Source organism: Streptomyces sp. NPDC057697 (assembly GCF_042799335.1).
Classification (GTDB): Bacteria; Actinomycetota; Actinomycetes; order Streptomycetales; family Streptomycetaceae; genus Streptomyces.
This window is the reverse complement of the sequence record NZ_JBHVJA010000002.1, coordinates 575,969-593,288: the sequence shown is the minus strand read 5'-3', so window position 1 is coordinate 593,288 and position 17,320 is coordinate 575,969. Positions and strand designations below refer to the sequence as shown.

Genomic DNA, 17,320 nt, shown 5'->3' with positions numbered 1-17,320 from the left:
ACGAGCCCCATTGAGACGAACCTGGTCGCGCGGCTGACTGCCCTGAGTGCGGGTGCCAGCTGAGCCGGATCGCAGGCGGTGCTGCCAAGCCCAACCGATCGCTACTCTCCTCGCATGATCGCGAACGGAGATCGCCAGTTCTCCTCCCCGCTTGCCGCTGCCATGGCGGTCCGGCTCGAGTGCATTGGCGAGGATGGTGTCGACTTCGAACCGTATGAGTCATTCCTGAGTGCCGATGAGACCACCGAGTGGTTCCGTGCGTGGACAGGCAACGGCGAGCTGAACGGCAACGACTTCCGTGTATTCGGCCAGGACGGCACCGGCGGGTACGCGGCGTTCTGGCTGGTTCGTCCCGGTCGGGAACTGGTCGAGCAGCCCGTTGTCTTTCTGGGCTCCGAAGGAGAGACCGGCGTCGTCGCTCGCGACCTGGGCGCCTTTCTGTGGCTGCTGGCTGACGGCTTCGGCCCGTGGGAAGCAGCCACCTCATACGAGCCCGAGCCGGATTGGGCTCCCCAGGCTAATCGCGACCTGGCGGCCATCGCGGAGCAATTCGCCCCGGACCGCCGAGCGTCGGCAACGGCGATCATCACGCAGGCCACACAGGAGTTTCCCAACTTCGACGACACCATCATGAAGCTCTGCCTTTGAGCCGGACCCGATGCCCCGCCACGAGGCGTGGCGGGGCATCGGGCCGGGGTCAGCGGTGCCGACTGCGCTCTTCGGGCCTCATGGCCACTGGTGTGGCCGGAGGGCGTGGCGTGGCGGACATAACCGAGGTGCCGCTGGTGGTGCTTCGGCTGCGAGCTGCTTGCGTGCGCCGGTTCGGCTAAGCCGTGATGCGCCAGTTGAGGACCTCCGCCGGGCGCTCGGCGCTGTCGAGCTCTCGCTGGGCGCCCAGCTCAGCCAGGAGGCGTCGGGGGTTGTGGCCGGCGGTCTCGGCGTGGGCGAGGGTGGTGGTCAGGGCGGTCCAAGTGGGGTCGGCGAGGATTCGGTCGGCGTGGTTGGGGAGGGCCGCGCGAACGTCCTGCTCGTAGCGGCGGGCGGTTGCGGCTCGTGGTGCGCGGCGAGCCAAGTCGGCCAGGACAGGTGGGACGGCCTGCTGGTAGCCCGCCTGGAGGTGGCGGAAGGCTTCTTCGGCCGCGGCGGTCTGCTGTTCGTGGCCGCGCTGCTCGTGCCACTTGGCGGTGGCGTGGGCCAGGTGCAGGGTGGCGAAGAGCAGGGCGATGGCGAGTCCGCCCGGCTCGTTGGAGGCGTAGGCGAGTTCCTTGGCGGCCTGGCGCAGGGCGGTGGCGGCCTGGTGGTCGGCGCGGGTGGCGGAGCGGCGGGCGCGGTTGAATGCCATCGCCGCCGCCTGCAGTTCTGCCCGGTGGGGGCCGGTCGTGGCGCTGGCGATGTTGTACAGGGCGTCGCCGAAGGCGGCCAGGTGGCCCTGGGCGGCGGCATCGTCACCGGCGTCGAGGGCGGTGCGTGCGGTGTGGATGGCGGTGGTGGTGTGCTGCCATGGGGCGGCGGGGTCCGCCACGTACCGGGGGCGGTCGGCCACCTTCTGGTCGGGGAGGCGTTCGCGTAGGCGGTTGATGGAGAGGTCGGGGGCGAGCTTGGAGCCGCCGTACCAGACGGGTTCGCCGGCCGCGTTGGTGTCGCCGGGTGCGGCGAGGCTGTAGCCGATCACGTCACCTGTCTCGGGGCCGAGGCGTGTTTTGACCTTGATGCCGAGGGACTCCAGCACGGAGAAGTAATCGGCTTCGGTTCGTACGGCGGCGGCTACCGCGTACGCCTGCTCGCGCAGCCAGTGCCGTGCCGTGACCGTCTGGCCCTGGCGTTCCGCCTTGGCGCGTTCGGCGCCGGTGGGGGTGCGGGGCGCGGTGAGGTCGCCGGACTTCAGGCGGCGCAGGCCGAACTCGGCCTCGATCTTGCGGCACTCGGCTTGGGCCCGCTGGCCGTCACGGTGGGTGCGTGGGCGGCGTCCGTCGGCGCGGACAGTGGTGGCCATGATGTGGATGTGGTCGTCGGCGTGACGCACCGCGATCCACCGGCATGCCTTCTCGTCGCCTTCGGGAGCGATGCCGGTGGCGTGAACGATGCGGCGGGCGACCTCGGCCCACTCGGCGTCGGTGAGGTAGCGGTCGCCCGGCGCGGTACGGACCGGGCAGTGCCAGACGTGCTGAGGTGGTTTCCTGCCGCCCAGCTCACGGGTGCGCAGGTCGACGTGGGCGTCGAGGCGCTTGGCGAGCTGGGGGTAGGTGACTGCCGGGTCGCGGCCGGGGTCGAGGGCGCCGGCCATGTCCCAGGCGGCGACGATGTGCGGGTCGGTGTGCTCGTCGCGGCGGCCGGGGCCGAAGAGGTAGGCGATCAGCCCGCGGGTGTCGGAGCCGGTGGAGACGTCAGGAACCATGCGCGGTGCCCTCCGTCAGGAGCTGGTCGATCAGCCGGTAGCTGTTCTCGGCGGCTTGCTCGACGCGGTCCAGCACCGCCTCGGCGCGCTCGGGCACCGTTCCTCGATGGATGGCTGCGGTGATCTGGTTGAGATTGCCGCCGATGCGGTTCAGCGCGACCGTGTGTGCCTCGACGGCCTCGATCAGCGGGCGGACCGGGTCGTCCTCCGGGCCGCCGACCAGCCCCGCCTTGCCGAGGGCGACGGCCAGGGCGGCGTCTCCGACGAATCCGGCGAACTTCTGCCCGCGCCGGTGAGCGGCGGCGCTGATCACGCTCACAGCGGTCCGCGTAAAGCGGATGGTCTTCTCCTGGTCGCGCTTCTCCACGGTGCGCTTGCGGTTCATCAGCGCGGGCAGGACGGGGGCGTCGAGAGTCCGCCAGGAGAGCTGCTCGACGGACGGTTGGACGTCGGTCGACGGCTGAGTGCGCGGGGCGACGGAGTCGACTGCCGGCGGGCAGATGTTCTCGGCGGCAGCCTCCTCCGGCTCGGGCGCCCCCTGGCGCCCGGCCTTCTCTTCCGCCACCCCTGGGGCGGGGGCAAGCTCGGACGAAGCCTCGTTAGAGGTTCGTTCGCTCCAGCTTGCTGCTGATCGGCGGGTCAGGCCGAACAACCCCTTGCGGCGGCGGGTGGGCGCGTTGTCGGTGCTCGGTTCGGGCATGGTGGTGCTCCGGTGGTCGTGTGCGGTGGGGCTTCGTCACGTCCGTCGCATCCGTCCCCGCGCTGACCTGCGCGGGGACGGATGCGACGGATGGATACGGAGCTGGGGTCAGCGAGTGCGCCTGGGGCCGGCAGGCCCGCCGGGCGGGCCAACGGGCGGCGTGCCGGTCGGTGGGATCGGTGGCCTGCCCTGGGCCCGACGTGCGGGCGCAACGTCGCTGGCTGCGGGGGCCGGTGGGGCGGGGTCGGGGCAGTAGCGGGCCCCGGCGTCGAGGAACTGGTTGCGGGCGTACGCCTTGGCCTGCCTGCCACTCTCGAAACGGTGGTTAGCCGGGCTGACGCCGAAGTCGCGCAGCAGATTGGCGAGGTGGTAGGCATTCAGGCCCTTGGTGCCGTACTCGGCCCACGGCGCCTCGGCGTCCTGGACGAGCGCGGCGAGCAGGTCGTGGCTGCGCATGGCCCCAATGTCGCCCTGCTGCTCGAACACGCGGCGGATGTCCCGGAGCAACCGGGTCTTCAGCGTCGTCTGCTCGTCCTGCACCACCTCGTTCCTGGTCATCGCCAGGCAGGCGGAACGGGCCCGGGAAGGCCAGTGCCCGCCGGCCAGGTCGGCGACGATCACCAGCGGCTCCCACGTATCGGCAGCGCGGTCCTCGACCGGCGTCGGCGGAACCAGGCGCCCAGCGGTGCTCCGCAGCGGGGCCAGCCAGGCGGTCAGCCGGTCCCGCAGCGCGTTCAGCTCCGGAAACGAGTACCGCGAGCGGAACGGGGCGATGCGCTCGCCCGGCTTGCGCTTCTGCATGCGGAGCACGACCGCCCGGTCCATGATCGTGTCCGGTAGGTCGCCGATCCCGGCGAGCGCTGCCATGGCGAAGGTGGGGAACGCCGTCGGCTTGTGCTCCGGACCTGAGATCCGCCAGGCCGGGCGGTTGCGCTGGTGCCCGGCGTTCAGCAGGCCGCGCAGGTCCTCCTTGTCCCCGGCCTTGGGGCCGAAGATGGTGTCGGCCTCGTCCACCAGCAGCGTCGGCGGGTTCTTGCTGATCACGCGGAAGATCACCGCAAGGGAGGTGTTCACCGTCATCATCGGCTGATGGACGGTTTCGTGGAGCACGTCCAGGACGCGGGACTTGCCGCAACCCTTGGTCGGCCCCACCACCGCCAAGCGCGGCGCATGCTGGAGAGCGGGCTGAATATGGGAAGCCGCCACCCACAACGTGACCGCCGAGAGCGCCTCCTCGCTCGGCAGCACCACATACCGGCCGATCGCCGCCCGCAGATCGTCCAGTACGACGGTTCCTTCCTGGTCCCGGTCCGCCGTGAGGCCGGCACCCTCACGGCCCCCGGTCCGGGTTCGGGGACCGTCCCCGGAGCAGCGTGGTCCGCCAGGACCGTTGGTCCGGGTTCGCCGGCCGACCGGCCGGAACTCTCCGCCCGGTCCTCGGCTTCCGGACCGGGTCCATGGTCCGGGTTCCCGGTCCGGTCCGTCAGGCCGCCGAGCTGCGCGTTCTCCGTCGGTCCGGGTTCCCGGTCCGGGTTGTTCGGAACACCGGTCCGGGTTTCGGTCGCGGGTCGGTCCGGTCCCGAACCGACCGGACCAGCGGCACGGTCCGGTCGATCGCCGGTGCCCGGAAAGGCGGACCGGCCGTCCGCCCGGTCCGGACCGAGCCACGGGATGCCCTGGCCGGGGACCGCAGCGGCAGGCCAGACGACCTTGTGGGATGTGTTCGAGGTGGCGGGGGACGTAGGGTCCTCCATCGACGTTCCTCTCAGGTGAGGGGCGGGACGGGCAAGGTCCCGCCCCTCACCGGTTCGTTCGTTCAGGGATGGGCGACATGCAGGGGAATCTCCGGCCCTCGGCGTTGGCGCGCCGGGGGCCGTTGCTGTGTCTGGGCCTGTCGGTGGCTCACGAGGCCAGGCCCCATTCCTCCTGGCCGTCGATCAGGGTGCGCTTGTAGCGCAGCAGCTCGACCTCGGGGTACAGGACCCGCTTGCCGACCTTGATGCCGCGCGGCCCCTTCTTGATCTGGCGCCAGTAGCGGACGGTGCTCTCGGCTGTGCGGTAGCGCTCGGCGACCTCGGCGGTGGTCAGGTATCGCATGCATTCCCATTCGGCTAAGTGGTGATTCGATCTGCATAAAGTTGCACCCCAGGATCGGCGGTTACCCAAATCGGGAAGCCCATGTTTCAATTGGGATAGCGATGGTGACTATGGAGGTTCGATGGCAGGCGACAGGCCCCAGGGCGGCGAGGTGCCGCTGCTCTACAGCGAAGGGAACGTGGCCGCACGCGTGGCCCTGGAGCGCGAGGTCAGAGGGTGGAGCACGACCGAGCTGGCGGAGCGGGTGACCAGAGCCGGCGTCAAGATGAACCAGACAGCGGTCTGGCGCATCGAGAACGGCACTCCCCGCCGACGCATCAACCTCGACGAGGCTCTCGCCTTCACCCGCGTCTTCGAACTCCCTCTCGAAGAGCTCATGTCACCGCCCCTGGAAGGGCTCGACATCGACAGCCGGCGCCTCGTCCAAGAAGCCGTCGAAGCGTTCTACGAGACCCGCGACGCACAAGACCGGCTTCATCGCGCCGTGGTCGCCATCGCCGACCACATCAAGGCCCACCCCGACAGCTCGCGGGCGATCCACGAGCAGTGCCTCCGTCTCATGGGCGACGAGCGGGACGCTCGCACCCTCAGCGGTGACATCGAGGACGGCGGCCACTACTGACAACCGACACGAAGGAGAGGCCACTTGGCCAACATCCAGAAGCGCCCCAACGGCAAATGGCGTGCCCGATACCGCGACCTCGACGGCAAGGAACACGCCCGCCACTTCGACCGCAAGATCGACGCCCAGCGCTGGCTCGACGAGGTCACGACCAGCGTGGTCACCGGACAGTACGTCGACCCGCGTTCGGCGAAGAAGCCCTTCAAGGAGTACGCGGAGGAGTGGCGGGCCAGCCAGCCGCACCGGCCGTCGACGGCCAAGGCCGTAGCTCAGCACCTGCGTTGCTACGCCTACCCCATCTGGGAGAAGCGGGCACTCGGCGCGATCAAGCCCGGTGACGTGCAGAGCTGGATCACCAGCCTGACGACCACCCACAAGCTCGCCGCGAGCACATCCCGTACCGTCTTCAACACGGTCAACGCCGTCTTCCGGGCAGCGGTCCGCGACCGCATGATTCCACACAACCCCTGCACCGACGCGAAGCTGCCCTCAGTGCCCGGAAGAAGGTGGTGCCGCTCGCGGTCGAGCAGGTGCGGACTCTGGCCGAGGAGATACCCGGCCGCTACAAGGGCCTGGTCCTGCTGGGCGCGTGCACAGGGCTTCGCCCCGGCGAGCTCTTCGGCCTCCAGCTCCGGCACGTGGACCTGCCGCACGCGACCGTCTCGGTCGAGCAGCAGATCCAGCAGACCGCCAAGCACGGCGTGTACGTCTGCCCGCCCAAGACCGCTCGCTCGCACCGCACGGTCCCGCTCCCCCCGCATAGCGGTGGATGCGATGAAGGCCCACCTCCGGGACTTCCCCGCCGATGGGCCCGAGGGCTGGATCTTCACGGCGCCTCAGGGCGGACCCGTGGTCTACACGCACTTCATGGACGGGTCCTGGCGGCCCGCCTGCGCGCAGGCCGGCATACCGAAGGGCACCGGACCCCACGCCCTCCGGCACCACTACGCCAGCCTGCTGATCAAGCACGGCGAGTCCGTGAAGACGGTCTCCGAGCGCCTCGGCCACACCAACGCGGCCATGACGCTGAACATCTACACCCACCTGTGGCCCGACTCCGAGGAGCGGATCCGGGCCGCGGTCGGCAAGGCGTCCGCGGACCAGTCCGCCGATGCCCAGCCCCCACAGGTCGACGAAGCGGCGTAGCCGCTCCCCCGCGGCGCTGACCGAAGTCAGACCCCGCGGACTCCGTACGGACCGCAAAGGCCGCCCAACCCGCTCCGCCGCAGGTCAGACGGCCTTTCGCCGGACGTATCAGACGTTGAAGCGGAACTCCACCACGTCCCCGTCCTGCATCACGTAGTCCTTGCCCTCCATGCGGGCCTTGCCCTTGGCGCGGGCCTCGGCTACCGAGCCCGTTTCGACGAGGTCCTCGTAGGAGATGATCTCCGCCTTGATGAAGCCCTTCTGGAAGTCGGTGTGGATCACACCGGCTGCCTCGGGGGCCGTGGCGCCCTTCTTGATCGTCCAGGCTCGGGCTTCCTTCGGACCCGCCGTGAGGTAGGTCTGCAGGCCCAGGGTGTCGAAGCCGACGCGGCCGAGGGTGGCCAGGCCGGGCTCTTCCTGGCCCATGGACTGGAGGAGTTCGAGGGCCTCGTCGTCGTCGAGCTCGATCAGCTCGGACTCGATCTTGGCGTTGAGGAAGATCGCCTCGGCGGGGGCGACCAGGGCGCGCTGCTCGTTCTTGAAGTCCTCGTCGACCAGCTCGTCCTCGTCGACGTTGAAGACGTAGAGGAAGGGCTTGGTGGTCAGGAGGTGCAGCTCGTGGAGGAGCTTGCCCTTCTCGGTGCCGGCGGTGATGCCCGCGGCGAAGAGGGTCTGGCCCGACTCCAGGATCTTCTGGGCCTCCTCGACCGCGGCGAGGACGGCGACCTTCTCCTTCTGGAGACGGGACTCCTTGGTGAGGCGTGGGACGGCCTTCTCGACGGACTGGAGGTCGGCGAGGATCAGCTCGGTGTTGATCGTCTCGATGTCGTCCTTGGGCGAGACCTTGCCGTCGACGTGGACGACGTTCTCGTCCTTGAAGGCGCGGATGACCTGGCAGATCGCGTCCGACTCTCGGATGTTCGCGAGGAACTTGTTGCCCAGGCCCTCGCCCTCCGAAGCGCCCCGGACGATGCCGGCGATGTCGACGAAGTCGACCGTCGCGGGGAGCAGCCGCTGGGAGCCGAAGATCTCGGCCAGCTTGTTCAGGCGGGCGTCGGGGACGCCGACGACGCCCACGTTCGGCTCGATCGTGGCGAACGGGTAGTTGGCCGCCAGCACGTCGTTCTTGGTCAGGGCGTTGAACAGGGTCGACTTGCCGACATTCGGCAGACCGACGATTCCGATCGTGAGCGACACGTTGGCGACTTCCTGAGGAGTGCGGAGGTGGGCGGGAACGCCGCGGGCCCGGGTGGGCCGATTCTCCAGTTTACGGGCGGGGGCGACCGGGTAGCCACGGGTCCGCCCGGGGCCCGGTCGCGGGCCGATCCGGTTCCCGTTCGGCCGTGTGGCATCGAACTCATCCCCTAGGTCGCCCAAAGGGCGTGTCCCGCACCTGTTTCCTCCCGCCCGGAGACCTACGTTGTCCCGGTGGAGCAGCACAGGACACGTCCCCCGCAGCGCAGGCAGCCTCAGCAGGCCCCGCTGTCCCCGCAGGGCACCATCGAGGAAACCGCGACCGTCTACCAGGTGGTGAGCCCGCCGGAGGGCCGCTCCCGGCCGGTGCCGCCCGTGGTGCTCGCGCTGCGCAGGCTGCCCAATCCCCGGCTGACCGGCATCGGGGCCGGGCTCTTCGCCGCCGCCGCCATGTTCGTGATCGCCTGCCTCGATCTGCTGGCCCTCGACGGTTCGGCCGTGGTGTTCGGGGTGCTGTTCCTGCCGGTCTGCGCGCTGACCGCGCTCTGGGTGCGGCCCGCGGACCTGGTGACGGCGCCGATCATCGTGCCGATCGCCTTCGCCGTCGGCGTCATCCCGATCTCCGGCGGCACGGGCGGCTTCGGCGGCCAGACCATGGCCGTCGTCACCGCGCTCGCCGTGCACGCGGGGTGGCTGTACGGCGGGACGCTCATCGCCGGGCTCATCGCGACCGTACGCAAGGTCCGGCTGATGCGGCAGCGGCACCGCCGCGCCCCGCTCGCTGCCCAGAACCCTCGCCCGGCGCAGAACCCGCGCCCCTCCCAGGGACCGCGCCGCCCACGGCGGTGAGGGGAGGCCGCCGAGGTCCGTCCGCTCGCCGTCTCGCCCGTTCGCCCACGGCGGGGCGGGTCGCGACAGCCCCCGGTCGGCCGTGGTCCGTAGGTCCGGCAGGAGGCAGGAGGCAGGAGGTGCTACGGGCAGGGGTTCTAGCGGGCAGGCGGTTCTAGCGGCCCGTGGTCGCCGTCGCCGTCGCCGCGGCTGCCATCGCCGCGCCCACGATGCCGGCGTTGTTCTGTAGCTCCGCCGGCACCATCTCGGCCCGTACGTGCTCGATCAGGGGCAGGAACTTGTCGGCCTTGCGGCTGACCCCGCCGCCGATGATGAAGAGTTCGGGCGAGAACAGCATCTCCACATGGGCCAGGTACTTCTGCACCCGGTGCGCCCAGTGGTGCCAGCTCAGGTCCTCGTCCTCCTTGGCCTTGGTGGAGGCGTGCTTCTCCGCCTCGTGGCCGTTCAGCTCCAGGTGGCCCAGCTCGGTGTTGGGGACGAGCCGGCCGTCGACGAACACGGCGCTGCCGATCCCCGTACCGAGGGTCAGCATGATCACGGTGCCCTTGCGGCCCCGGCCCGCCCCGAAGGCCATCTCCGCGATGCCGGCCGCGTCCGCGTCGTTCAGCACGGTCACGGGAAGGCCCAGCCGGTCACCGATCAGTCCGCGGGCATCCGTGTCGATCCAGCTTCTGTCGACGTTGGCGGCGGTACGGGTGACCCCGGTGGTGACGACGCCCGGGAAGGTGACGCCCACCGGGCCCGACCAGTCGAAATGGCCCACGACCTCGGCCACGCACTCGGCCACGCTCTTGGGCGTGGCCGGGTGCGGTGTCAGCACTTTGTGGCGCTCCTGCGCCAGGTCTCCGCGGTCCAGGTCCACGGGAGCACCCTTGATCCCGGATCCGCCGATGTCCACGCCGAAGATCTGCATGCAGTCCACGGTACGGGCAGGGGGCCCGGCCCACTCCTCGGAACGCTACTTCTCCGAGAGCGCGGCGGCCTCGGCGCGCAGATCGCGGCGCAGCTCCTTCGGCAGCGAGAAGGTGATGGACTCCTCGGCCGCCTTCACGATCTCCACGTCCTCGAAACCACGCTCGGCCAGCCAGGCCAGCACACCGTCGACCAGCACCTCGGGAACCGACGCGCCGGAGGTGACGCCGACCGTGGAGACACCCTCCAGCCAGGCCTCGTCGATCTCTTCGGCGAAGTCGACCAGATGGGCGTCGTTCGCGCCGGCGCCCAGGGCGACCTCGACCAGGCGGACCGAGTTGGAGGAGTTCTTGGAGCCGACGACGATCACGAGATCGGCGTCCTCCCCCATCTGCTTCACGGCGATCTGACGGTTCTGCGTGGCATAGCAGATGTCGTCGCTCGGCGGCGAGATCAGCAGCGGGAACTTCTCCTTGAGCGCGCCGACGGTCTCCATGGTCTCGTCGACGGAGAGCGTGGTCTGGGAGAGCCAGACGACCTTGGACGGGTCGCGGACCTCGACACCGGCGACGTCCTCGGGGCCGTCGACCAGCGTGATGTGGTCGGGGGCCTCGCCGGAGGTGCCGATGACCTCCTCGTGGCCCTCGTGGCCGATCAGGAGGATGTCGAAGTCGTCCTGCGCGAAGCGGACGGCTTCCTTGTGGACCTTGGTGACCAGGGGGCAGGTCGCGTCGATCGTGGCGAGCTTCCGCTCGGCCGCCTCCTGGTGCACGGTGGGCGCGACGCCGTGTGCGGAGAACATCACGATCGAGCCCTCGGGGACCTCCGCCGTGTCCTCGACGAAGATCGCGCCCTTCTTCTCCAGGGTCTGTACGACGTACTTGTTGTGGACGATCTCGTGGCGTACGTACACCGGGGAGCCGTACTGCTCCAAGGCTTTCTCCACGGCGATCACGGCACGGTCCACGCCCGCGCAGTAGCCACGGGGAGCGGCGAGCAGGACGCGGCGAGGTGTCGTAGCAGTCATGCGACCCATCGTAAGGCCGAGTCGAACGCGCGGAAGATCGGCCGGGTGGCGAGACTGATCCGTACGCGACCCAGGGAGGGCTCATGTCGGAGAGCGGCGGCGGTGGCAGCGCCGGGAGCGGGGTCACGGGGACGACGGGGGCGCACCCGGAGGGCGGCGGGCTGCGGCGGACGCTCGGCTTCCGGGACCTGGTGGTCTACGGGCTCCTGTTCATCGCTCCGATGGCTCCCGTCGGGGTGTTCGGCACGCTCGACGCGAAGTCCGACGGGGCCGTCGCGCTGGTCTATGTCGCGGCGACCGTGGTGATGGCGTTCACGGCGTTCAGCTACGCCCAGATGGTCCGGGTCGCCCCGCTGGCGGGTTCGGTCTTCGCCTACGCGCGCAAGGGGCTCGGGGAGGGGCCGGGGTTCATCGCCGGGTGGATGGCGATGCTCGACTACCTGCTGATCCCGGCGGTCGCCTACCTCTTCTCCGGGATCGCGCTGAACGCGCTGGTGCCGTCGGTGTCGCGCTGGGTGTGGACGGCGCTCGCCGTCGTCGTCACCACCCTGCTCAACCTCTGGGGTGTGCGGGCGGCCGCCCGGGTCGGCTTCGCGGTGCTCGCGATGGAAATCGTGGTGCTGGCGGTGTTCCTGGTGTCGGCGGTGGTGGCGCTCGTACGGGACGGGGCGCAGCGCGGCTGGCTGACTCCGTTCACCGGTGACACCCACTTCTCCGCGTCGGCGGTGCTGGGGGCGGTGTCGGTGGCGGTGCTGTCGTATCTCGGCTTCGACGCGATCGCCTCGTTCGCGGAGGAGGTGACCGGGGGCTCGGCGAAGGTGGCGCGGGCGCTGCTGTTCTGCCTGGTGCTCGCGGGTGTGCTGTTCGTCGCGCAGGCGTATCTGGCGGCGCTGCTCGAACCGATGACCTCGGCGGAGCTGGCCGCCGATCCGGCCGCGCAGGGGTCGGCCTTCTACGACACGGTGGACTCGGCGGTCGGGAGCTGGCTGCACGATCTGGTGGCGGTGAGCAAGGCCATCGGTGCGGCCTTCGCGGCGCTGGCGGGTCAGGCCGCTGCGGGGCGGCTGCTCTTCGCGATGGCCCGGGAACGGCGGCTGCCCGGGGTGCTCGCGAAGGTCGACCCGCGGTCCGGGGTGCCGCGCCTCGCCATCCTGCTGGCCGCGACGGTGACGCTGGTCGCCGCGGTGTGGGCGGCCCGGCGCGCGGACGGGCTGGACCATCTGGTGTCGGTCGTCGACATCGGCGCGCTGACGGCCTTCGTGCTGCTGCACGCGTCGGTGGTCGGCTGGTTCGCCGTGCGCCGGATGGAGGGGCCGCCGAGCTGGTGGCGGCACGTGCTGGTGCCGGTGGTGGGTGCTGGGGTGCTGATCGCGGTGATCGTGGAGGCGACCGGGAGCGCCCAGATGGTCGGGGCGTGCTGGTTCGGGGTGGGGCTGGTGGTACTGGCCTTGCAGTGGGGGCGGAGTACGGGGTGAGGGTGCGAAGGGGGCGAGGGGCGAGGGGCAAGGGGGTGAGGGTGCGGGGCCGGGGAGTGAGCGGGCGGCGGCGCGGGGTCGGGGGCGGGAAGTATGGGGGCGGGGAGTATGGGGGCGGGGAGTATGGGGGCGGGGAGTATGGGGGCGGGGAGTATGGGGGCGGCGGCGCGGGGTCGGGGGGCGGTGTCCGTGGTGACCCGTTGTCGGTGGGGGCCGATACGCTCGCTCGCATGGCTCTCCAGACGTCCGCGGAAGCTCCGCTGCCCGTAGGTGATGTGTCGCGGCTGATCGGGGGCTGGATCGACCGGCTCGGGGCGGTCTGGGTCGAGGGGCAGATCACCCAGCTGTCGCGGCGGCCGGGCGCCGGGGTGGTGTTCCTGACGCTGCGCGACCCGTCGCGGGACATCTCGGTGAGTGTGACGTGCTTCCGGCAGGTCTTCGACCGGATCGCGGACGTGGTGACGGAGGGCGCGCGGGTCGTCGTGCTGGCCAAGCCCGAGTGGTACGCGCCCCGCGGCCAGCTCTCGCTGCGGGCCACGGAGATACGGCCGGTCGGCATCGGCGAGCTGCTGGTCCGCCTGGAGCAACTGAAGAAGTCGCTGGCTTCGGAGGGCCTCTTCGCGCTCGACCGGAAGAAGCCGCTGCCGTTCCTGCCGCAGCTGATCGGTCTGGTCTGCGGGCGGGCGTCGGCGGCCGAACGCGATGTCCTGGAGAACGCCCGGCGGCGGTGGCCCGCGGTCCGCTTCGAGGTGCGCAACGCGGCGGTGCAGGGTGTGCACGCGGTGAATCAGGTGGTCCAGGCGGTGAAGGAGCTGGACGACCTGCCGGACGTCGATGTGATCGTCGTGGCGCGCGGCGGCGGCAGTGTGGAGGACCTGCTGCCCTTCTCCGACGAGCAGCTGATCCGGACGGTGGCCGCCTGCCGTACGCCGGTGGTGTCGGCGATCGGCCATGAGCCCGACTCGCCCCTGCTGGACCTGGTCGCGGATCTGCGCGCCTCCACGCCGACGGACGCGGCGAAGAAGATCGTGCCGGACGTGGGCGAGGAACTGGACCGGGTGCGGCAGCTGCGCGACCGTGCGCTGCGGTCGGTACGGGGTCTGCTGGACCGGGAGGAGCGGGGGCTGGCACACGCCCTGGGCCGGCCGTCGATGGAGCACCCCCGGCGGATGGTGGACGAGCGCGCGGCGGAGATCGACGCGCTGGTCGGGCGGAGCCGCCGGGTGCTGGGCCATCTGCTGGACCGGGCCGACTCGGAGCTCGCGCACACCCGGGCGCGGGTGGTCGCGCTGTCGCCCGCGGCGACGCTGGAGCGCGGCTACGCAGTGCTCCAGCGGGCCGACGGCCATGTCGTACGGGCTCCTGAGGACGCCGGGGCGCCGGGCGATGTCCTCAGGGCGCGGGTCTCGGGCGGCGAGTTCGCCGTACGGGTGAGCGAGTGAGCGCCCCTGGTGGCAGCACGGTCGGCCGCGTCCCCGCCTCCGGTGGTGGCACGGTCGGCTACGTCCCCGCCTCCGGTGGCGGCACGGCTGGCCGCGTCCCAGGGGCGGGCGTACGCGGCGGTGCGGGCAGCAACGGTGTGCGCGGTGGCGACGCGAAGGTACGAAGTAGCGCGGGGGTACGAAGTAGCGCAGAGGGACGCGGGAGCGCGGACGTGCGCGCCGGTTTCGAGCGCACGGATATCGACCGCGCCGGTTTTGAGCGCACGGGGTTCGAGCGCGCCGGTTTCCTGCGCACGGATATCGAGCGTGCCGGGTTCGATCACACAGGGTTCGAACGTGCCGGTTTCCTGCGCACCGGGTTCGTGCGCGGCGGGTTCGTGCGCGGCGGGTTCGTGCGCGGCGGCAGAGACGGACGAGGTCACAGGCCCCCGGTGGGCCGGAACGTAGGGTGGGAAGCATGACGGACGACGCGACTACGGCGGCCGGTGCCACGGGCACGCTCGGTTACGAGCAGGCTCGTGACGAGCTGATCGAGGTGGTGCGCAGCCTGGAGGCGGGCGGTACGACGCTGGAGGAATCGCTCGCGCTCTGGGAGCGGGGCGAGGAGCTGGCGAAGGTGTGCCGGCACTGGCTGGAGGGCGCGCGCGCCCGGCTGGACGCGGCCCTCGCGGGGCCGGCCGACGACCAGGAGAACGGCGAAACGGCAGTCGACAACGACTGAGCGCGCTGTGGAACGAATCACTCCGCTCCAGCTTTAGTTGAAAGTTAACCTATCTTCTGGTTACCGTGGTCACCGTTGCTCGATCCACGTGTACGTCCGGAAGGTAATACGCACGATGTCCCTCGCTCTTGACCCCGCCGCCCAGGACCTCCTCTTCCGAGAGGCCCGCACCGCCAACACCTTCACCGCCGAGCCGGTGACCGAGGAGCAGGTCCAGGCGATCTACGACCTGGTCAAGTACGGGCCCACCGCGTTCAACCAGTCGCCGCTGCGTGTCGTCCTGGTCCGCTCCGACGACGCCCGCGCGCGCCTCGTGAAGCACATGGCCGAGGGCAACCAGCCGAAGACCTCGACCGCCCCGCTGGTCGCGATCCTGGCCACCGACAACGAGTTCCACGAGGAGCTCCCGGCCCTGCTGCCGCACTTCCCGCAGGCCAAGGACGCGTTCTTCTCCGAGCGCCCGGTCCGCGAGTCGGCCGCCGCGCTGAACGGCGCGCTGCAGGCCGCGTACTTCATCATCGGCGTCCGCGCCGCCGGCCTGGCCGCGGGCCCGATGACCGGCTACGACGCCGCGGGCATCGAGAAGGAGTTCCTGGACGGCGACCACAACGTGCTGATGGTCGTCAACATCGGCAAGCCCGGCGACGACGCCTGGTTCCCGCGTCTGCCGCGTCTGGCCTACGACGAGGTCGTCACGACCGTCTGACCGTCGCCACGCGCACACATGCGGAAGGCCCTGGAGCACCTCGGTGCTCCAGGGCCTTCCGCATGAATGGCGGCCGCGACCGCAGCCGCAAACCGTACGGGCCAGGAAGAGAAATCCGCGCGGGACGGGAAGAGGACCGTGCAGACCAGGAAGAAGACCGCGCGGGACGGGAAGAGGACCGGGCAGGCCGGGCAAAAGACCCTGCGGGACGGGAAGAGGACAGCACTGGACGGGAAAGGAGCCGCGCTGGACAGGAAGAGGGCCGCGCTGGACGGAGAGAGATCCGCGCGGCCGACCTACGCCCCGCGCCGCGTCAGGAGGACTTGAGCGCGGCGGCCATCTCCGCCAGCCGCTCCGGTGAGGCGGAACCCGTGACCACCGTGGTCGAGCCCTCCTCGTGGCGCACGAGGGCGTCGTACTTCGAGCCCTTCCAGTGCTGCCAGGTCTCGCCCGCGACCTGCTGCGTACGCCCGGTGTTCTTGGCGTCCTGGCTGACCTCGGTCACATACTTCTTGGCCGGGGACGTGGACTGCTCCACCGCGACGTACTTGCCGTCCGGGTCGAGGAAGCCCAGGTGCCAGCTGTTGCCCGCCTTGCGGTCGTAGCTGACCGAGGTCGGCTTCCACTTCTCGGTCAGGCCGTCCGGGGCGACCACGGGATACGGCGCCGCGCGCCGTGCCGTCAGGAGCTCCACCCGGTAGTCGACCGCCTTGACCGGGTTGGCGTTCTCGTCGTGCGGAACGAAGATGTAAACAACCCCTGCCGCGGCGGAGATGACCGCCATCGACAGGAACATGTCCCGCACCGTCTGCTTGCCTCGCTTGCTAGCCACGGGTCCATGGTCGCATTAGGCCCGATGGAACCGATCCGGGGGCGGCCGCTCATAAGTGACCCGGTCTGCTCATTATGTCGACCTGACGATAGAGTCACAGCACCCTCTTCCGGTCGTCGCCGTACAGAAAGGTGCGCTTCGATGTCCGAGCACCATCTACCGTCTCAGCTCGAGGTCTCCCCCGAGGCCCCCGACCGCAACCTCGCCCTGGAGCTGGTCCGGGTCACCGAGGCCGCCGCCATGGCAGCCGGGCGCTGGGTGGGCCGCGGCGACAAGATCGGCGCCGACGGCGCCGCCGTGAAGGCCATGCGGACCCTCGTCTCCACCGTCTCGATGAACGGCATCGTCGTCATCGGCGAGGGCGAGAAGGACGAGGCCCCCATGCTGTTCAACGGCGAGCGCGTGGGTGACGGCACCGGCCCCGAGGTCGACATCGCCGTGGACCCGATCGACGGCACCACCCTGAACGCCAAGGGCATGCCCAACGCGATCGCCGTCCTGGCCGCCGCGGACCGCGGTGCCATGTTCGACCCGTCGGCCGTCTTCTACATGGACAAGCTGGTCACCGGACCGGAGGCCGCCGAGTTCGTGGACATCAACGCGCCCGTCTCGGTGAACATCCGCCGCGTCGCCAGGGCGAAGAACTCCGCTCCCGAGGACGTCACCGTCGTCGTCCTCGACCGGCCGCGCCATGACGGCATCGTCAAGGAGATCCGCGAGACCGGCGCCCGGATCAAGTTCATCTCCGACGGCGATGTCGCGGGCTCGATCATGGCCGCCCGCGAAGGGACCGGCGTCGACCTGCTGATGGGCATCGGCGGCACCCCCGAGGGCATCATCTCGGCCTGCGCCATAAAGTGCCTCGGCGGCGTCATCCAGGGCAAGCTCTGGCCCAAGGACGAGGCCGAACGGCAGCGCGCGCTGGACGCCGGACACGACCTGGACCGGGTGCTGTCCACCGACGACCTGGTCAGCGGCGACAACGTGTTCTTCGTGGCAACCGGCATCACGGACGGTGAGCTGATGCGCGGCGTGCGGTACCGCGCGGAGACCGCGACCACCGAGTCGATCGTCATGCGGTCCAAGTCCGGCACCATCCGGAAGATCGACTCCACCCATCGGCTCTCGAAGCTGCGCGCCTACAGCGCGATCGACTTCGACCGCGCGAAGTAGGCCCCTGCCGGGATCCTCCGGACCGCCGG

17 protein-coding genes and 1 pseudogene are annotated in these 17,320 nt (G+C 70.5%); 10 read left to right on the top strand and 8 right to left on the bottom strand.

From position 1 onward, the window contains the following. The first annotated feature begins 114 nt into the window (after positions 1 to 114). Positions 115 to 648, top strand: coding sequence for an SMI1/KNR4 family protein (locus ACFVFH_RS07675; protein WP_383764797.1), 534 nt, complete (start codon positions 115 to 117; stop codon positions 646 to 648). Between the two features lie 49 nt (positions 649 to 697). Here ACFVFH_RS07675 and ACFVFH_RS07670 read toward each other — a convergent pair. The 4 genes and pseudogenes from ACFVFH_RS07670 to ACFVFH_RS07655 all read right to left on the bottom strand — a co-directional run bounded on the left by ACFVFH_RS07670 (position 698) and on the right by ACFVFH_RS07655 (position 5,192). Next, positions 698 to 2,395: pseudogene (locus ACFVFH_RS07670) on the bottom strand (relaxase/mobilization nuclease domain-containing protein). After that, on the bottom strand, positions 2,385 to 2,960 hold the full coding sequence (locus ACFVFH_RS07665; protein WP_383765575.1) for a hypothetical protein: 576 nt from the start codon (positions 2,958 to 2,960) through the stop codon (positions 2,385 to 2,387). Before ACFVFH_RS07665 ends, ACFVFH_RS07670 begins: the two are co-directional and overlap by 11 nt. A 243-nt stretch (positions 2,961 to 3,203) precedes the next feature. Continuing rightward, positions 3,204 to 4,346 carry a DUF3631 domain-containing protein gene (locus tag ACFVFH_RS07660; RefSeq protein ID WP_383764794.1) on the bottom strand — a complete coding sequence of 381 codons (1,143 nt, stop codon included), beginning with the start codon at positions 4,344 to 4,346 and terminating at the stop codon, positions 3,204 to 3,206. A gap of 651 nt (positions 4,347 to 4,997) precedes the next feature. Then, a complete protein-coding gene (locus ACFVFH_RS07655; protein WP_383764791.1) occupies positions 4,998 to 5,192 on the bottom strand; it encodes a helix-turn-helix transcriptional regulator in 195 nt (64 codons plus the stop codon). Positions 5,193 to 5,313: 121 nt separating this feature from the next. Here ACFVFH_RS07655 and ACFVFH_RS07650 point away from each other — a divergent pair, with 121 nt between their 5' ends. Together ACFVFH_RS07650 and ACFVFH_RS07645 are read left to right on the top strand one after the other, a co-directional pair. Next, entirely contained in the window at positions 5,314 to 5,814 is a 501-nt protein-coding gene (locus ACFVFH_RS07650) for a helix-turn-helix transcriptional regulator (RefSeq protein ID WP_383764788.1), read from the top strand. A 24-nt stretch (positions 5,815 to 5,838) separates the two neighbouring features. Then, on the top strand, positions 5,839 to 6,960 hold the full coding sequence (locus ACFVFH_RS07645) for a tyrosine-type recombinase/integrase (RefSeq protein ID WP_383764786.1): 1,122 nt from the start codon (positions 5,839 to 5,841) through the stop codon (positions 6,958 to 6,960). A 108-nt stretch (positions 6,961 to 7,068) separates the two neighbouring features. On the opposite strand, the gene ychF is transcribed toward ACFVFH_RS07645, so the two are convergent. Then, positions 7,069 to 8,157 (bottom strand): redox-regulated ATPase YchF, encoded by a 1,089-nt coding sequence (ychF, locus tag ACFVFH_RS07640; protein ID WP_093550145.1) that lies wholly within the window; start codon positions 8,155 to 8,157, stop codon positions 7,069 to 7,071. Positions 8,158 to 8,388: 231 nt separating this feature from the next. On the opposite strand from ychF, the gene ACFVFH_RS07635 reads away from it, so the two are divergent. Then, a complete protein-coding gene (locus ACFVFH_RS07635) occupies positions 8,389 to 9,003 on the top strand; it encodes a DUF6542 domain-containing protein (protein WP_383764784.1) in 615 nt (204 codons plus the stop codon). Positions 9,004 to 9,157: 154 nt separating this feature from the next. On the opposite strand, the gene ppgK is transcribed toward ACFVFH_RS07635, so the two are convergent. Together ppgK and ACFVFH_RS07625 are read right to left on the bottom strand one after the other, a co-directional pair. Then, positions 9,158 to 9,916 carry a polyphosphate--glucose phosphotransferase gene (gene ppgK, locus ACFVFH_RS07630; protein ID WP_383764781.1) on the bottom strand — a complete coding sequence of 253 codons (759 nt, stop codon included), beginning with the start codon at positions 9,914 to 9,916 and terminating at the stop codon, positions 9,158 to 9,160. Positions 9,917 to 9,961: 45 nt separating this feature from the next. Next, entirely contained in the window at positions 9,962 to 10,951 is a 990-nt protein-coding gene (locus ACFVFH_RS07625; RefSeq protein ID WP_383764778.1) for a 4-hydroxy-3-methylbut-2-enyl diphosphate reductase, read from the bottom strand. Positions 10,952 to 11,025: 74 nt separating this feature from the next. Between ACFVFH_RS07625 and ACFVFH_RS07620 the strand changes: the two genes are divergently transcribed. The 5 genes from ACFVFH_RS07620 to ACFVFH_RS07600 all read left to right on the top strand — a co-directional run bounded on the left by ACFVFH_RS07620 (position 11,026) and on the right by ACFVFH_RS07600 (position 15,286). Continuing rightward, the gene (locus ACFVFH_RS07620) at positions 11,026 to 12,417 is read left to right on the top strand and encodes an APC family permease (RefSeq protein WP_383764776.1); all 1,392 of its coding nucleotides are present in this window, start codon (positions 11,026 to 11,028) and stop codon (positions 12,415 to 12,417) included. Positions 12,418 to 12,647: 230 nt separating this feature from the next. Beyond that, complete coding sequence (gene xseA, locus ACFVFH_RS07615; protein ID WP_383764773.1) at positions 12,648 to 13,859, top strand: exodeoxyribonuclease VII large subunit; 1,212 nt, start codon at positions 12,648 to 12,650, stop codon at positions 13,857 to 13,859. Between the two features lie 212 nt (positions 13,860 to 14,071). Beyond that, positions 14,072 to 14,320, top strand: a complete 249-nt coding sequence (locus tag ACFVFH_RS07610; protein WP_383764770.1) for a hypothetical protein — start codon at positions 14,072 to 14,074, stop codon at positions 14,318 to 14,320. Continuing rightward, positions 14,317 to 14,580 carry an exodeoxyribonuclease VII small subunit gene (locus ACFVFH_RS07605; RefSeq protein WP_383764767.1) on the top strand — a complete coding sequence of 88 codons (264 nt, stop codon included), beginning with the start codon at positions 14,317 to 14,319 and terminating at the stop codon, positions 14,578 to 14,580. The genes ACFVFH_RS07610 and ACFVFH_RS07605 overlap by 4 nt, the downstream gene beginning before the upstream one ends. A gap of 115 nt (positions 14,581 to 14,695) precedes the next feature. Continuing rightward, the gene (locus ACFVFH_RS07600) at positions 14,696 to 15,286 is read left to right on the top strand and encodes a malonic semialdehyde reductase (RefSeq protein WP_383764764.1); all 591 of its coding nucleotides are present in this window, start codon (positions 14,696 to 14,698) and stop codon (positions 15,284 to 15,286) included. A gap of 313 nt (positions 15,287 to 15,599) precedes the next feature. On the opposite strand, the gene ACFVFH_RS07595 is transcribed toward ACFVFH_RS07600, so the two are convergent. Next, entirely contained in the window at positions 15,600 to 16,118 is a 519-nt protein-coding gene (locus ACFVFH_RS07595) for a DUF4245 family protein (RefSeq protein WP_353788217.1), read from the bottom strand. Positions 16,119 to 16,259: 141 nt separating this feature from the next. On the opposite strand from ACFVFH_RS07595, the gene glpX reads away from it, so the two are divergent. Next, positions 16,260 to 17,291 carry a class II fructose-bisphosphatase gene (glpX, locus tag ACFVFH_RS07590; protein WP_383764760.1) on the top strand — a complete coding sequence of 344 codons (1,032 nt, stop codon included), beginning with the start codon at positions 16,260 to 16,262 and terminating at the stop codon, positions 17,289 to 17,291. Positions 17,292 to 17,320 lie beyond the last annotated feature (29 nt).

Coding starts and splice junctions, on each gene's coding strand:
- ACFVFH_RS07675 (WP_383764797.1), top strand. CDS start 115: ATGATCGCGAACGGAGATCGCCAGTTCTCCTCCCCGCTTGCCGCTGCC.
- ACFVFH_RS07655 (WP_383764791.1), bottom strand. CDS start 5,192: ATGCGATACCTGACCACCGCCGAGGTCGCCGAGCGCTACCGCACAGCC.
- ACFVFH_RS07650 (WP_383764788.1), top strand. CDS start 5,314: ATGGCAGGCGACAGGCCCCAGGGCGGCGAGGTGCCGCTGCTCTACAGC.
- ppgK (WP_383764781.1), bottom strand. CDS start 9,916: ATGCAGATCTTCGGCGTGGACATCGGCGGATCCGGGATCAAGGGTGCT.
- ACFVFH_RS07625 (WP_383764778.1), bottom strand. CDS start 10,951: ATGGGTCGCATGACTGCTACGACACCTCGCCGCGTCCTGCTCGCCGCT.
- ACFVFH_RS07620 (WP_383764776.1), top strand. CDS start 11,026: ATGTCGGAGAGCGGCGGCGGTGGCAGCGCCGGGAGCGGGGTCACGGGG.
- xseA (WP_383764773.1), top strand. CDS start 12,648: ATGGCTCTCCAGACGTCCGCGGAAGCTCCGCTGCCCGTAGGTGATGTG.
- ACFVFH_RS07605 (WP_383764767.1), top strand. CDS start 14,317: ATGACGGACGACGCGACTACGGCGGCCGGTGCCACGGGCACGCTCGGT.
- ACFVFH_RS07600 (WP_383764764.1), top strand. CDS start 14,696: ATGTCCCTCGCTCTTGACCCCGCCGCCCAGGACCTCCTCTTCCGAGAG.
- glpX (WP_383764760.1), top strand. CDS start 16,260: ATGTCCGAGCACCATCTACCGTCTCAGCTCGAGGTCTCCCCCGAGGCC.